Raw genomic sequence first — 15,173 nt, 5'->3', positions numbered from 1 at the left:
ATAACGCCCGGTTCGGTGCCCGTACCACGTACGGACCGCATGCGCGCGGCGGTCATGAGATCTGCGAGGCACGGTGCTCGGACGGACCGGGGAAGGCCCCGTAGCTTCCCCGGTATGTTCAACACACAGCAGGTCGGGCGGTGGAGCGAGTCCGTCGAGTTCGCGGTGACGGCGGAGCGCACGGTCGGCTATGCCGAGGCGACCAACGACCCCGTCACCGCACACCTCGACGGCACCCTGGCACCCCCGGTGTTCGCCGTCGTACCGGGCTTCTCCGTCATGGCGCGGCGGACACTGGCGGCGGCCCCGGAGTCGGCGGCCGGCACGATCCTGCACGGTCGGCACGATCTGCACATCCGCCGGCCGATCGTGCCCGGCGACGTGCTGAGCACCCGCGCGCAGGTCATCGGCGTCCACGCGCGCAGCTCCGGTGTCCTGGTCACGACCCTGGTGGAGACGCGGGACGCGGCGGCGGAGCCGGTCAACGAGCAGTACTTCACCGGCTTCTTCCGCGGAGCGGAGCACACCGGCGGCGACACCGGGCGCACGGGCCCCGACCACGGCCTGCGGAGCGAGGTACGCGACCGTGAGCCCGCCGCCACGGTGGTGCAGCAGTTCGACGCCGACCAGACCTTCCGCTATGCGGAGGCGTCCGGGGACACCATGCCCGTCCACCTCGACGAGGACGCCGCCCGCCGGGCGGGTCTGCCGGGGATCATCGTCCACGGCCTGTGCACGATGGCCTTCACATCTCACGCGCTGATCGGGCACGTCGCCCCGGACGCCCCGGGCCGACTGCGGCGCCTGGCCGTGAAGTTCAGCGCTCCCGCGCGTCCCGGCCGGGCGATCACCACGACCGTGTGGACGGCCGGGACGGACCGGTGCGTCTTCGAGACGGTCGACGACGGCGGCGCCCGCGTGATCACCGACGGCCGCGCCGAGTTCACCGCTTGACCACCCTCGCAGCAGAGGAGATTCCATGCCACGCAAGGTGTTCGTCATCGGGGTCGGGATGACGCAGTTCGAGAAGCCGGGCCGCCGCGAAGGCTGGGACTACCCGGCCATGGTCGCCGAGTCCGGGTCGGCGGCGCTGGCGGACGCCGGGATCGCGTTCACCGACGTGCGCGAGGCGTACGCCGGGTACGTGTACGGCGACTCCACCAGCGGCCAGCGGGCCGTGTACGAGCTGGGCATGACCGGCGCGCCGATCGTCAACGTGAACAACAACTGCGCCACCGGATCCTCGGCGCTGTGGCTCGCGGCCCGGGCCGTCGCCGGCGGGTTCGCCGACTGCGTGCTCGCGGTCGGGTTCGAAAGAATGTCCCCCGGTTCGCTCTCGGAGGTCTGGACCGACCGGGAGGGACCGCTGGAGCGGCACATCGGCGCTCTCGCCGAGCTGCGCGGACCGGGCGCGCCGACGGCGCCGTGGATGTTCGCCGCGGCCGGCCGGGAACACATGGAGCGTTACGGCACGACCGCGGAGCAGTTCGCGCGGATCGCGCACAAGAACCACGAGCATTCGGTGAACAACCCCTACGCCCAATTCCGCCGCGCGTTCTCCTTCGACGAGATTCTGGAGGCGCCGACGATCGCCGAGCCGCTCACCAAGCTGCAGTGCTCGCCGACGTCCGACGGCTCGGCGGCGGCGGTGCTCGCGGACGAGGAGTTCGTCGACCGGCATGGACTGGCCGGCCAGGCGATCGAGATCGTGGGGCAATCCGTGGTGACCGACCTGGACGGCACCTTCGACGGCACCGCCGCCGCGCTCGTCGGGGCGCACATGAGCCGGACCGCGGCCAGGCAGGTATACGAGCAGGCGGGCATCGGCCCGGAGGATGTGGACGTCATCGAGCTGCACGACTGCTTCTCCACCAACGAGCTGCTCACCTACGAGGCCCTCGGCCTGTGCGCGCCCGGTGAGGGCGGCGGGCTCATCGATGCGGGGGAGACCACCTACGGCGGCAGCTGGGTCGTCAACCCGTCCGGGGGCCTGATCTCCAAGGGGCACCCTCTGGGTGCCACCGGGCTGGCGCAGTGCGCGGAGCTGACCTGGCAGTTGCGCGGCGCGGCCGGTGCCCGCCAGGTGCCGGCGGCCGCGTCCCGTTCGGGCGTCGCGCTCGCGCACAACATCGGCCTCGGCGGCGCCGCCGTGGTCACGGCCTTCAGGCCGGCAGAGCGGTGAGCGGAGGAATCATGGGTGGAAGAACCGCCGGCACCGGACCAGGTCCGGACTCCAACGAGGAAACGGCCCCCGCACTCCGGCACGGCAACGACTCCGAACACCGGTCCCCGCCCGAGCGCCGCCGGTATCTCTGGCTGGGCCTCGGGCTGTTCTTCCAGTTGTTCGCCGTCGGTGGCCGGTGGGATCTCACGCTGTTCGCATGGGTCTTCCAGATTTTCCTGCTCAGGTTCCTGCGGACCAGCCGGCCGCAGGTGGGCCTCCCGCTGGTGTGGCTGGTGGGCGTCGCCGGCGGACTGTTCTGGGCAGTACAGCTCGCTGTGCCGCTGACCCTCCTGACGTTCGTCGGCGTGCTGAGCCTCGCGTCCGGCGGCCTCGTGCCCTTCGCGGTGGACCGCTTCGTCTCAACGCGACTGAGATCGCTCGGACGGCTGCTCGCGTTCCCGGCCGCGCTGACCGCCACCTCGTTCCTGGTCGGAACCTTCAACCCGTTCGGTACCGCCTACGGGCTGCCGGCGGTCACCCAGCACACCAACCTGGCGCTGCTCCAAGTACTCGCCGTCGCCGGGCCGTACGCGATCGGGTTCCTCATCGGCGGCGTCGCGACCGCGGTGAACCACCTCTGGGAGCGCGGCCTCACCCGGCACGCCGCCAGGCCCGCCCTCGCCGCGGCGGTCGTCCTCGCCGTGGTCGTCATCGGCGGACAGGCGAGGCTCGCGTTCGCCCCCGCCTCGACCTCCCCCACCGTGCGCATCGCGGGCATCAACCCGGACATGGCCGTCAACGCGGAGGCCGCACGGCTGGCCGGAACGGACCTCGACGACTTCGAGGCCGTCTCCCGGACCGCCGACCCCGCGGCGATGCGCGCGGGCACCGATGTGATCGCCGACCAGTTGTTCGCCGACACGCGCCTGGCGGCCCGGACCGGCGCGAAGATCGTCTTCTGGTCGGAGAACGCGGCGCGCCTGCTGTCCTCGGACGTGCCGGCCTTCCAGGCCGAGGCCGTCGAACTGGCCCGGCAAGAAGGCATCTACCTCAACATGGCCATGAACATCTACCTGCCCGACCCTCCCTACGTCCGGGATCAGACGGTCCTGGTCGGCCCCGACGGCAACGTGCTGTGGACGTACGAGAAGCACCACCCCATCCCGGGGCTGGAGCCCAACACGCCCGGCGAGGGGCCGGTGCCCGTGGTGGAGACGCCGTACGGCCGCCTCAGCAACGTCATCTGCTACGACGCGGACTTCCCGGCCATGATGAAGGTGGACGCCGACATCATGCTCGTCCCCGGTGGCGACTGGCCGGAGATCGGACGCATCCATACCCAGATGGCGAGCCTGCGGGCGATCGAGAACGGCTACACCCTCGTGCGGCAGGACTTCAACGGCTCGTCGCAGGCATTCGACTACCAGGGCCACGTCCTCTCCCAGCAGGACACCACGCCCGGCGACACTCCCTTTTGGATCGTGGACGTTCCCACGAACGGCACGACGACCGTCTACCGCGTCGTCGGCGACGTCTTCGCCTGGCTGTGCGCGGCGGCGACCCTCATCACCCTCGGATGCGCTGTCCGCATCTCACGGACGCAGCGCCTCAACACACGGAAGCGCACTCATGAGACGACTTGATGGACCCTCTCTACGGCTTCACGGGGAGTCCCCCGCCGAGGCTGGGTGGGAAAGTGTCCGTCCCGGACGGTCGGCGCGGCGGGTGCGGGTTACATCGCCGTCAGGTGGGGCGGACGATGGGGGCGCCGCCGAGCATCGAGCCGAGTACGGTCTCCGAGCCGTGCCTGTGCTGGTTCATCAGGTCGGCGAGGCGGGCGTTGTCGCCGTCGCGGAGCGCTTCGACCATCTGGTCGTGCTCGTGCAGGATCGCGCGGCGGCTCTCCGGTGAGACGAGGTAGACGGCGTGGTAGGGGGCCGCCCAGTTCCACAGGCGTTCGATTTCGTCGATGACCAGGTCGAGGCCGGCGAGGCGGAAGATCTCGAAGTGGAACTCGTGGTTGCGCAGCCGCATCTCGACCAGGTCGACGCGCTCGGCGGCGGCGGCGACTTCGGCGTTGAGGTCGCTCACGCGTTGCAGCTGCTCGGGGGTCGGCTCGGGGAGCCTGCCGATGACCTCGGTCTCCAGCAGGTTGCGCATGAGGTAGATCTGGTCGAACTCGGCCTGGCTCAGCCTGGTGACCGTGTACCCGATGTTGGGGGTGTGGCTGACCAGGCCGTCGGCGGTGAGCTGGCGGAGGCCCTCGCGGATGGGGAGCCGGCTGACGCCTAGGCGCTCGGCCATGTTCTCCTGGCGGATCTGCTGGCCGGGGAGCAGCTCGCCGACGGTGATCATGCGGCGGAGCTCCTCGACCACGCGTTCCACGGCCCGGGACCGTCCGCCGGTCGCGAGTTTCTCGGCCGGCATCCTCTGCTCCCATCCGCCTGTCCGCGATCCTCGGAATACGATAGTGGATTCAGTCTCGGTCACGGGTCACCGAGCCATCGCGGCTCTGCAGCCAGGCGAGCCCGGACGCCGCCTGGCTGGTGTCGTCGTAGGCGGGTGGGCCCGCGTACGGGCCGGCTCCGGTCACGGCCCGCCGTCCCGGACGCCGGGCTTGGACGGCTTGCGCGCCCAGCCGTCGTGTCCCTTGCGGCCGAGCGACCACATCTGGACGCCGCGCTCGATCTCGACCGCCGCGGTCCACGGGACCGCCGGGGGGCCGAGTTCGAGCGTGGCGCTGTTCTTGACGCGGCGGGCGAGGGCGGGGTCGGCCGCGGCCTTCTCGACCAGCCGGTTCGCCGTGCCGAGCAGGTCGCCGGGTTCGACGGCCGCCCACGCGAGTCCGCGGCGCACGGCCTCGGTGCCCGAGAGGGGGACGCCGAGGACGCCGAGGGCGACGGCCTGCCGGTGGCCGGCCGCGCGGCCGAGCAGCGCCAGGTGCCCGCCGCCGGGGTGGATGCCGCGGGCGAGGAATCCGCTGTCGAGGACCGCGTCGGGCGTGACGAGCATGAGGTCGGTGGCGAGCGCGAGGTTGAGGCCCGCGCCGACCGCGCCGCCGGCCACCAGGGAGACCGTCGGCACCGGCAGCCGTCCGACGCCGACGAACGCGTCGTAGACGGCCGACGTCCGCGCCACCGCCTCCGGCGAGGCGGGGTCGGACGAGGAGGTCGCGAGGTCCCGGGTGTCGGCGCCGCTGCAGAAGTAGCCGCCCTCGGCGTCCACGATGACGGCGCCGATCGCGTCGTCGGCGTGGACGCGGGCGCAGAACGCCTGCATCGCGGACGCCATCTCCTGGGTGATGGCGTTCTTGCGTCCCGGGTTGTTCAGGGTCAGCCGGGCGGTTCCCCGGTCGAAGGACGTCTCGATCATGCTGTGGCACCGGCCTCGTTCTCGGAGTCGAGTGGGAAGTGGCAGGCGACGCTTCGGCCGCCGGGCAGGTCTCGGAGCGGCGGGGTCTCGGCGGCGCAGCGGTCGCGGGCGAGCGGGCAGCGGGTCCGGAACCGGCATCCGGACGGCGGGTCGAGCGGGGACGGCGTCTCCCCGGTGGGGTCGGGCACCGGTGGGCGGCGGGAGCCCGGCGCCGACGACAGCAGCAGGTTCGTGTAGGGGTGGGCCGGGGCGTCGTAGATCGCCTCGACCGGCGCGATCTCGCAGATCCGCCCCAAATACATCACCATCACGCGGTCGCTGACGCTCTTCACGACGCCGAGGTCGTGGGAGACGAACAGGACCGTCAGCCCGAGGGCCTCCTTGGCGTCCTGGATCAGGTTGAGCACCCGTGCCTGCACCGACACGTCGAGCGCGGACACGGGCTCGTCGCAGAACAGGACGTCCGGCCGCAGGGCGAGTGCGCGGGCGATCGCGATGCGCTGGCACTGGCCGCCGGAGAACGAGCCGGGCCGCCGGTCGCCGACGGTGCCGATGTCCATGCCGACGGCCTCGAGCCCTTCCGCGACCTGCTGCCCGACCGAGGTGACCACGCGGTCGGGCCACATGCGCAGGCCCTCGGCGACGATGTCGCGGACGCGGCGCCGGGGGTTCAGCGAGGCGATCGGATCTTGCATGATCATCTGGAGGGACGGCCGCAGCGGGCGCATCCGCTTCTCGTCGAGGTCGGTCAGCACGGTGTCGCCGTGGCGCACCGAGCCGCCCCTGTGGGAGGTGAGCCGCAGCATCGCGCGCAGGAGCGTCGACTTGCCGGAACCGGACTCCCCCACGATGCCGAGCGTCTCGCCCCCGCCCACCTCGAAGGTCGCGCCCGACACCGCGTGGACGGTCCCGTCGCTCGTCGGGTATTCGACGACGAGGCCGTCGACGCGCAGGAGCGGGTCGCGGACCGGTGCGTCGATCGTTCTCATACGAGCTCCTCGGCCGGCTCGGCGGGGAAGTGGCAGGCGTGGGCGGCGCCGGTCCGCGGGTCGCGAGCCGGCCGCGGCGGCTCGGTCGCGCAGACGTCCCGGGCGTGGCCGCAGCGGGGGGCGAACCGGCATCCGGCGGGCATGGCGAGCGGGTCCGGCGGGCCGCCGGGGATGCTCTCCAGGCGGGTGCGGGCGGGCGCGTCCACGTCGGGGTGGGCCCGCAGGAGCGCCGCGGTGTAGCGGTGCCGGACGGCCGCGTCGCGGATCCGCTCGACGCCGGTGCGCTCGACGACCTCGCCCGCGTACATGACGGTGACCTCGTCGACCTCGTCGGCGAGCAGGGCGATGTCGTGGCTGATGAGCACCATCGCCATGCCGTGCTCGTCCTTGAGCCTGCGGAGCAGGGCGAGGATCTGCCGCTGGACGGTGACGTCGAGGCCGGTCGTGGGTTCGTCGGCGATCAGGAGGCGGGGTTCGCACGCGATCGCGACGGCGATCATCGCACGCTGGCGCATGCCGCCGGACAGTTCGTGCGGGTACTGGCGGAGCCGGGAGTGCGGGGCGGGGATGCCGACGTGGGCGAGCAGTTCGGCGGCGCGGGCGCGGGCGTCCCGGCGGTTCATGCGCCGGTGGACGCGCAGCGGGTCGCAGATCTGGGCGCCGACCGTCCGGACGGGGTTGAGCGCGGTCATCGGGTCCTGGAAGACCATCGCGATCTCCGTGCCCCAGAAGTGGCGGTCCGGTGGGCGCCGCGGGTCCAGTTCCCGCCCGTCGAAGGCGAGTTCGTCGGCGGTGACGTCGGCGCCGGCGGGCAGCAGGTTCATCAGCGACCTGGCGAGCATGCTCTTGCCCGAGCCGGACTCCCCCACCACGCCCACGGTGGAACCCCTCGGGACCCGCAGGTCCGCCCCGTCGACGACGGTGACGGGGCCGCGCGGGGTGCGCAGCGTCGTCCGCAGGCCGCGGACGACGAGAAGGTCGGTGGTGTCGCCGGTCATCGGCTAGTCCCCCTCCTTGCCGGCGCGCAGGAAGTCGCCGATGCGGTTGATGGAGTAGACGGTGAGGAAGAGCGGGACGGCCGGCGCGAGCAGGAACGGGTGCGTCTGGAACTCCGCCTCGGCCTCGGCGATCATGTTCCCCCAGGTCGGCGCGGGCCGCTGGACGCTGAGCCCGAGGAACGACAGGGACGCCTCGGCGACGATGAGGATCGCGACGACCAGCAGCGCGTACGACAGCACGGACGGCAGGATGTTCGGCAGGATCTCGCGGAACAGGATCCGGCGGCGGGTCGCGCCCATCGCCCGCGCCGTCAGGACGAACGGCTGCCCGGCGACCTTGAGCCCGGCGGCCCGGGACAGGCGGACGAACGACGGGATCACGAGGATCCCGAGGGCGAGGCAGATGTTGCGGGTGCGCGGTTCGAGCACCGCGGCCAGCGCCATGAGGAGCACCAGCGGCGGGAAGCTGAGCAGCACGTCGGTGCCCCAGCCGACGGCGCCGTCGACGCGGCCCCGCAGGTAGCTCGCGGTGAGCCCGAGGAGGGTGCCGACCGTCCCGCCGATGAGGACGCCGCCGAGGCCGACGACGAGGGAGACGCGGGCGCCGTAGATGATCTGTCCGAGGACGTCCAGCCCGTACTGGTCGGTGCCGAGCGGGTGGGCGGCCGAGGGGGCGGCGTAGGTCGGCTCGGTCAGCGCCTCGGACGGGTCCAGCGACTCGGGCAGCGGCAGGAGGTCGGCCGTCGCGGCGGCGAGGACGATCGCGGCGAGCCAGGTTCCGGCGAGCCACACCCCGGGGTCGAAGCCCGGGCCGAAGCGCGCGCGCAGGAGGCGCGACGCACCGGCGTAGGCGAACACCAGCCCGAGGGCGCCCAGCAGGAGCCGCACCGCCGGCAGCACCATCGGGGTGGACAGCGCGGTTCCGACGAGGACCGCGCCCAGCAGCACGAGGGCCCAGCGCCCGGCGGCGTCCGGCACGCGCGCGCCGCCGGCCTTGGCCAGGGGGAGGCTCATACGGGGTTCACCTGCCTCACGCGGGGGTCGAGGTACGTGTAGGCGATGTCGATCAGGGAGTTCACCGTCACGTAGACGGCCGCGATGACGAAGATGGCGGCCTGGACGACGGGGTAGTCGCCGTTGCGGACGCTGGTGACCAGGAGCGAGCCCACGCCGGGCAGCCGGAAGACGTGCTCGACGATGATGGTGCCGCCGATGAGCTGGCCGATGGTCAGGCCGACCACGGTGATCAGCGAGAACATCGACGGGCGCAGGGACTCCCGGACGAGCACGTGGGCGGTGGACATGCCCTTGGCGCGGCTGGCGAGCACGTGCGGCTTGGCCAGCTCGCCGATGAGGTCGCCGCGCAGCAACCGGGTGAAGACGGCGATGTCGACGAAGGTCAGCGCGAGGACCGGCAGCGCCACGCTGGTGAGGTTGGCGCCGAGCCCGTCGCTCACGGGCACGAAGCCCTGCCGCGGGAACTCCGGCAGCAGCGTGTGCACCGCGGCCCCGACCAGGGCGGCCGCGCCGCCGCCGATGAGCGCGGGCAGCGGGGACGCCTCCCGCCGCCGGGCGCGCAACGCCGCGACCAACCCGAGCACGAGCGCGGCGCAGGCGAGCGCGAGCCCGGCCGTGCGCACGGCGCCGGCGTGGAAGACGAAGAGCATGACCAGCAGCAGGGCCGCGACGAAGCCCGGCATCGCGACGAAGCCGTAGAGGACGGACGACACGGCGCGGTCGAACGTCCGGCCGGCCCGGTGCGCCGACCACACCGCGAGGGGGATCGCGACGGCCAGGCTCAGCACGACCGTCAGGCCGATGAGCTGGAGCGTCACCGGCAGCCGCGCGGCCAGCTCGCCGCTCACCGGCCGGGACGGCTGGGCGAGCGTGTCGCCGAAGTCCCCGGTCACGACGCCGCGCAGCCAGTCGAGGTACTGCTCCCAGACCGGACGGTCGAGTCCCAGCGACGCGCGGAGCCGTGCGGCCTGCTCGGGGGTGGCCTCCGGCCCGAGGGCGGTGGCCACCGGGTCTCCCGGCGTCAGCTTGAGGAGGAAGAAGCTGATGAACGTGACGCCCGCGATGATGCTCAGCAGCCGGACGACGCGGGAGAGGACGTAGCGCGCGGTCTTCGCGCGCCGGGTGCGGCCCCGCCCGGCCGGGACGGCGGACTTCCCGGCCGGGCGCGTCTCGGCGACGGTCACTTGGCCAGCCATGCGCGGGAGAGGTCGATGGTGAGGAGCCGTCCGGGCTTCGCGCCCTTCAGCTCGGGCGTCCAGGCCACCATGTAGTACTGCTGGCCGTAGAGGATGCGTGGGATGTCCTCGTTCCAGACGGCCTGCACTTCCTTGAGGAGCGCCGGGCGCTGGTCGGGGGCGGCGGCGTTCAGCCGCTCGGCCAGGTCGTCGATCTCGGGGTTGCTGTAGCCGACGCGGTTGCCGGCCCCCTCGGTGGCGTACTGGTCCAGGTCGCACGAGACGCACTCGGGCAGCGGGTGGTTGCCGCCGCCGGACACCAGGACGTCGAATCCGCCGCCGCCCATCAAGGACGCCTTGACGAACTCGGAGAGTTCGACGGTCTCCAGTTCGGCCTCGATGCCGATGGCCTTCCACAGGGCGATCGCCTGGTTGCCGATGGCGATGTTGTTGGGCTGGTTGAGCGCCATCACCGCGAGCCGGCCGTCCCAGCCGTCCGCCTTGGCCCGGTCCACGAGCCGCTTTGCCTCCGCGCGGTCGTGGGGGACGCCCTGCAGGCCGTCGTTGAGCGGGCTGTCGCCGGAGACCAGGGTGGTCACCGGTTCGGCGACGCCGCCGGTGACCCGGTCGGTCATCAGCTCGGGATCGATGGCGAGCTGGAGCGCCCGCCGGATCGTCCTGTTCGCGCCGTCGGTCGTCTTCGCGTCCTCGCCGACGCCGAAGTTGGGGGTGAGCCCCAGGCGGAGGGGGTACTTCGCGTGGTTCGCGCCCTCGTCGATGATCTTCTGGGAGACGTCCAGGTCCGCGGTGCCCAGGAAGACCTGCGCCTCGCCCTTGTCGAAGGCGTCCTTGCGGGCCTTGCTGTCGACCTGGGCGATCACCCGGACCGAGTCGAGGCAGACGGGCCCGTTCCACCAGTCGGACTTCTTGGTGACCACCAGTTCGTTGCCGGGCGTCCAGTGGTCGAAGACGAACGCGCCCGCCCCGGCGGCGGCCGGAGGCTCGGCGGCCAGGGCCTTCTCGTCGACCTCCGGGTTGGTGATCATGCCGACCCCGGTGCCGAGCAGCCAGGGGAACTCGGTCCAGGGGCCGTCGAGGGTGAACTCGACGGTGCGGTCGTCCACCGCCTTCATCGCGGAGATCGAGCGGGCGCGCTGCGCCCACGTCGACAGCGAGTCGTCGGCGCGGTGCCGGTCGATCGAGGCGATGACCGCGTCGGCGTCCAGCGGCGTCCCGTCGCCGAAGGCCGCGCCCCGCCGGAGTCCGAGGGTCCAGACGGTGTGGTCGTCGTTGGCGCTCAGCGACTCGGCCAGCAGCGGCCGGTGCTCGGCGGCGCCCGGGTTCCAGCGCATCAGGCTGGAGTAGATCTGCTGGGCGGGGTTGAAGAGGAACGACCCGCCGGCCGGGTCGAGGGTGGCGTACTCGTTCTGCTCGGCGATGGTGACGGAACCGCCCGCCTTGTCCGGGGTGCACTCGCCCTCGTCGCCGCCCCGGACGAGGTCGCCCGCGATCTTGCCGGACTCGGGCTTCCCGGCCCCGGACTCGCTCACGCAGCCGGCGGTCAGCAGGGCGAGTGTCAGCAGCCCCGCCCCCAGCAGCCGGGGGGACATCGGTTCGGCGCTCATGTTCGGTCCTTCCTCGGCACGTCCCCGGACGGGCCGGTGAAAGGCCGTCGACGGTGGACACCGCTGTGATGCGGGTCTCATCGTGACAGGATCCAATCTTGGTTACAAGAGTTGGTCCGAAATATCTGCCCTATTCAGAATCCCCCTCCGAGCTGGACGAACGCACGCCGAGACCGGCGGGCATGGCGCGGCGCCGCCGGGCGTCCGTGCCCGGCGGCGCTCGCGGGACCGCGTCCGCGGCCGTCCGTCAGCGGCCGTCGACGGCGCCCTCCGCACCCAGCCGGACGATGTCGGACGGGTCGTAGCCGAGCCCGCTGAGGATCGCTTCGGTGTCCGTCCCGCGGGCCACGGGAGCGGTGGGCTTCCGCGTCGGGGAGCGCCCGAACGAGATGGGCACGCCCACGCCGCGGTAGTCGTCCGTGTCGACGAACAGTCCGCGGTGCAGCACCTGGGCCGTCCGCAGCGCCTCGCCGACGTCGTTGACCGGTCCGGCGGGGACGCCCGCCGCGATGAGCTCCCGGGCCAGTTCGCCGCCGTCGCGGGCCCCGATCAGGTCCTCCAGCAGCGGCACCAGCTCGTCCAGGCGGGTGATGCGCGCCACGTTGTCGGCGAACCGGGGGTCGTCGGCGACCTCCGGGCGTCCGAGCACGGTCATCAGCGCCCTGAACTGCCGGTCGTTGGCGGCGCTGATGAAGAAGTCGCCCGAGCGGGTACGGAACACCTGGTACGGCGCGACGATCGGGTGCGCTCCGCCGGTCCGCCGGGGCGCCCGCCCGTCCGCGGCCCAGCTCGCACCGTGCGGATGCAGGACGGAGACGACGGCGTCGAGCAGCGCGATGTCGACGAGCTGGCCGCGGCCGTCGTCGCGGCGGGCGTGCAGCGCGAGCAGGATCCCGCTGAAGGCCAGATTGGCGGCGACGTGGTCGACGATGGGCACGCCGACCCGCAGCGGCTCGCGGTCCGGGTACCCGTTGACGCTCATCAGCCCGCCGTACGCCTGCAGGACGGCGTCGTAGCCCGGCAGCCCGCCCATGGGCCCGTCGGCGCCGAACCCGCTGATCCGGCAGTAGACGAGCCCGGGGTGCCGTGCGGCGAGCGTCTCCTCGTACCCGAGGCCCCAGCGCGCCATCGTGCCGATCTTGAAGTTCTCCACGACGACGTCGGCCTCGGCGATGAGGCGGGCGAGGACCGCCCGCCCGGCCCCGGTCGACAGGTCCAGCCCGATGTTGCGTTTGTTGCGGTTGAGCCCGTGGAAGTAGGCGCTCGTCCCGTCCGGGTGGAAGGGCGGCCCCCATCCGCGGGTCTCGTCGCCGGCCGGTCCCTCGACCTTGATGACGCTCGCGCCGTGGTCGGACAGCATCTGGGCGCAGTACGGCCCGGCGAGCACCCGGCTGAGGTCGAGGACGCGCAGCCCGTGCAGGATGCCGGCCGGTCGCTCCGGGACGGCCCAGGCCGCGAACTCCCCGGACGCCTCGGGCGTCTTGGACGCCTCGGGCGTCTCGGCCACCGGCTCAGTCGTCGACACGGGCCCTCGCTTCCGCGGGCGGCCGGCCCGCGCCGGACACCAGCCCCCACACGTCGCCGCCGTTGCCGTCCACGAGGTCGGCGATCCGGCGGTGCCAGTACAGCTCGTTGCCGTACTCGTCCCGCCAGGACCACAGGCGGCGAGTGAACGCGCCCAGCCGGTGCTCCATCGTGAAGCCGATCGCGCCGTGCAGCTGGTGCGCGGCGGCGGCCACCGACCGGGCGAGCGCGGACGTCTCCGCCTTGGCCGTCGCCACCGCGAGCTCGCGGTCCGGATCCCGGCGCGACAGCGAGAAGACCGCCGCGTCCGCCGCGACCTCCATGGTCACGACGTCGGCGGCCATGGCGGCGAGGCGATGCTGCACGACCTGGAACCGCGCCAGGGGGCGGCCGAACTGCTCCCGCTCCCCCGCATGCCGCAGGGTCGCGTCGAGCGCCGCGCGGGCCGCGCCCGCCATCTGCACCGAACGGGCCGCCGCGCCGAGCAGTTCGGCTTCGCGGTCCCACTCCCCCGCCGGGAGCGGATGCACCCCTGCGGGCTCGACCGCCTCCAGCACGGCGCCGGGGTCGTGCCCGCCCGCCGGGTCCGGCCGGTCGGCCGGGCGCAGCCCGGCGGCCGAGGCCGGCACGATCGCGACCGCCGGCCCGTCCGGCGTCCGGACGAGGGTGACGACGTGCTCGACGGACCGCAGCCAGGGCACGCGCGGCAGGGCGCCGTCGACCCGCCGACCGCCTCCGGGCCCGGGCTCCGCCCGCAGGTCGCCGAGGGCCGCGGTGAACGGGCCGTCCGGGAGCGGCGCCCCGGCGGCCGCCAGCAGCGGCGCCGCGATGAACGCGGCCTCCGCGACCGGAACGGCGGCGCCCGCCGCGGCGGCCTCCCGGACGAGCACGGCCGCGTCGCGGAGCGTGCCGCCGCCTCCGCCCAGCTCCTCGGGGACGGCGAGGGAGACGAACCCGAGGCTCTGGAGCCCGTCCCACAGGGCGGTGTCGACGCCCGGCGGGGCGGCGGCGTCGACGGCCCGCCGCGCGGACAGGACTCCGCGGACGGCCTCGGCGAGGTCCGTCAGGTGATCGCTCATCGCCCGGCCATTCCCTTCGCCACGATGGTCCGCAGGATCTCGTTGGTGCCGCCGCGGAGCGTGAAGGCCGGCACGTGCAGGACGGCCTTGGCGAGCATCGCCGCGAACCCGTCGGGCGGCGCGCCGGCGTCCTGGGCGGCGTGCCGCCGGACGACGTCCACGACTTCGCCCTCGAAGGCGGTGCCCAGGTCTTTGACCAGGGCGGCTTCGAGGGCGGGGTCCTCCCCCGCCGCCAGGCGCCCGGCCACCCCGAGGGAGAGCCGCCGCAGCGCGGTCAGCCGGGACACCAGCCGTCCGAGGTCGGCCCGCGCGACGGGGTCGTCCCGCCACGCGCCGGAGCGCGCCCACGCCCGCAGCAGCGGCATCGTGCTGAGGACGCGTTCCGGGCCGGACCGCTCGTTGCCCAGCTCGGCGGTGACCTGCCGCCAGCCGTCGCCGCGGCGGCCGAGGAGCGCGGCCGGCGGCACGAGGGCGTCGTCGAACACCACCTCGTTGAAGTGGTGCGCCCCGTCGATGGTGATGATCGGCGATACGGTGACGCCGGGGCACGGCAGGTCCACGATGAACTGCGACAGCCCGGCGTGCCGGTCGCCGCCGCCGTCGTCGGTGCGGGCGAGCACGACGATCGCGGTGGCGATGTGCGCGCCGCTCGTCCAGACCTTGGTGCCGGTGAGCCGCCAGCCGCCGTCGGCCTCGACGGCGCGGGTGCGGACGGAGGCGAGGTCGGAACCGGAGTCCGGCTCGGACATGCCGATCGCCATGAACTGCTCGGCGCGCGCGATCCCGGGCAGGTAGCGCCGCTTCTGCTCCTCGGTGCCGTTGCGCAGGATGCCGGGCGCCATCTGGCGGTCGGCGATCCAGTGGGCGGCCACGGGGGCGCCCGCCACCAGCAGCTCCTCGGTGACCACGTACCGTTCCAGTGCGGAACGGCCGTGCCCTCCGTACCGGGCGGGGACGGTCATCCCCACCCAGCCGCGACCGGCCAGCCGCCTGCTGAAGGCCGGATCGACGCCCGACATCCAGGCGTCGGCCTCCGGCTCGAAACCGCCCTCGGCGATCTCCCGGTCCAGGAATTCCGCGACCTCGCGTCTCAGCGCGTGCAGCGCCCCGGGCGGCTCGTCGACCGCCGTGATCCTCAGTGTCACGTGACCGCTCTTCCTCACGTTCGACGATGGAATTGGATCCTATCTTGAAAAACAGGATTGTTGACAAGCCCTGGGGCGGAGCCGT

Annotated in this window: 13 protein-coding genes; 3 read left to right on the top strand and 10 right to left on the bottom strand. The window is 73.1% G+C overall.

Annotated elements, in window-relative coordinates; all coding sequences use genetic code 11:
• Window positions 1–114: 114 nt before the first annotated feature.
• The 3 genes from H505_RS0120070 to H505_RS43150 are packed head-to-tail and all read left to right on the top strand — an operon-like array spanning window position 115 to window position 3,807.
• The gene (locus H505_RS0120070; protein ID WP_026403413.1) at window positions 115–954 is read left to right on the top strand and encodes a MaoC/PaaZ C-terminal domain-containing protein; all 840 of its coding nucleotides are present in this window, start codon (window positions 115–117) and stop codon (window positions 952–954) included.
• A 25-nt stretch (window positions 955–979) separates the two neighbouring features.
• A complete protein-coding gene (locus H505_RS0120065) occupies window positions 980–2,182 on the top strand; it encodes a lipid-transfer protein (RefSeq protein WP_026403412.1) in 1,203 nt (400 codons plus the stop codon).
• A gap of 11 nt (window positions 2,183–2,193) precedes the next feature.
• Window positions 2,194–3,807, top strand: coding sequence for a carbon-nitrogen hydrolase family protein (locus H505_RS43150; protein ID WP_051300924.1), 1,614 nt, complete (start codon window positions 2,194–2,196; stop codon window positions 3,805–3,807).
• 100 nt (window positions 3,808–3,907) lie between these two features.
• On the opposite strand, the gene H505_RS0120055 is transcribed toward H505_RS43150, so the two are convergent.
• From H505_RS0120055 to H505_RS0120010, 10 genes are all read right to left on the bottom strand, one after another.
• Window positions 3,908–4,591 (bottom strand): GntR family transcriptional regulator, encoded by a 684-nt coding sequence (locus tag H505_RS0120055; RefSeq protein ID WP_026403411.1) that lies wholly within the window; start codon window positions 4,589–4,591, stop codon window positions 3,908–3,910.
• 162 nt (window positions 4,592–4,753) lie between these two features.
• Window positions 4,754–5,536: an enoyl-CoA hydratase-related protein gene (locus tag H505_RS43145; protein WP_051300923.1), complete on the bottom strand. Its 783-nt coding sequence runs from the start codon at window positions 5,534–5,536 to the stop codon at window positions 4,754–4,756.
• Window positions 5,533–6,525: an ABC transporter ATP-binding protein gene (locus H505_RS0120045; protein WP_026403410.1), complete on the bottom strand. Its 993-nt coding sequence runs from the start codon at window positions 6,523–6,525 to the stop codon at window positions 5,533–5,535. The genes H505_RS43145 and H505_RS0120045 overlap by 4 nt, the downstream gene beginning before the upstream one ends.
• On the bottom strand, window positions 6,522–7,523 hold the full coding sequence (locus tag H505_RS43140) for an ABC transporter ATP-binding protein (RefSeq protein ID WP_034518831.1): 1,002 nt from the start codon (window positions 7,521–7,523) through the stop codon (window positions 6,522–6,524). The genes H505_RS0120045 and H505_RS43140 overlap by 4 nt, the downstream gene beginning before the upstream one ends.
• Window positions 7,524–7,526: 3 nt before the next feature.
• The gene (locus H505_RS43135) at window positions 7,527–8,537 is read right to left on the bottom strand and encodes an ABC transporter permease (protein WP_026403409.1); all 1,011 of its coding nucleotides are present in this window, start codon (window positions 8,535–8,537) and stop codon (window positions 7,527–7,529) included.
• Window positions 8,534–9,736: an ABC transporter permease gene (locus H505_RS0120030; protein ID WP_084550543.1), complete on the bottom strand. Its 1,203-nt coding sequence runs from the start codon at window positions 9,734–9,736 to the stop codon at window positions 8,534–8,536. Before H505_RS0120030 ends, H505_RS43135 begins: the two co-directional genes overlap by 4 nt.
• Window positions 9,721–11,340, bottom strand: coding sequence for an ABC transporter substrate-binding protein (locus H505_RS0120025; protein ID WP_026403407.1), 1,620 nt, complete (start codon window positions 11,338–11,340; stop codon window positions 9,721–9,723). Before H505_RS0120025 ends, H505_RS0120030 begins: the two co-directional genes overlap by 16 nt.
• A 247-nt stretch (window positions 11,341–11,587) precedes the next feature.
• Window positions 11,588–12,865 carry a CaiB/BaiF CoA transferase family protein gene (locus H505_RS0120020; RefSeq protein ID WP_211238518.1) on the bottom strand — a complete coding sequence of 426 codons (1,278 nt, stop codon included), beginning with the start codon at window positions 12,863–12,865 and terminating at the stop codon, window positions 11,588–11,590.
• Complete coding sequence (locus tag H505_RS43130) at window positions 12,852–13,943, bottom strand: acyl-CoA dehydrogenase family protein (protein ID WP_051300921.1); 1,092 nt, start codon at window positions 13,941–13,943, stop codon at window positions 12,852–12,854. Before H505_RS43130 ends, H505_RS0120020 begins: the two co-directional genes overlap by 14 nt.
• Complete coding sequence (locus H505_RS0120010; RefSeq protein ID WP_051300920.1) at window positions 13,940–15,088, bottom strand: acyl-CoA dehydrogenase family protein; 1,149 nt, start codon at window positions 15,086–15,088, stop codon at window positions 13,940–13,942. The genes H505_RS43130 and H505_RS0120010 overlap by 4 nt, the downstream gene beginning before the upstream one ends.
• Window positions 15,089–15,173 lie beyond the last annotated feature (85 nt).

The organism is Actinomadura rifamycini DSM 43936 (assembly GCF_000425065.1).
Lineage (GTDB): Bacteria > Actinomycetota > Actinomycetes > Streptosporangiales > Streptosporangiaceae > Spirillospora > Spirillospora rifamycini.
The sequence above is the reverse complement of the archived record's forward strand: the minus strand, read 5'-3'. Positions and strand labels throughout refer to the sequence as shown.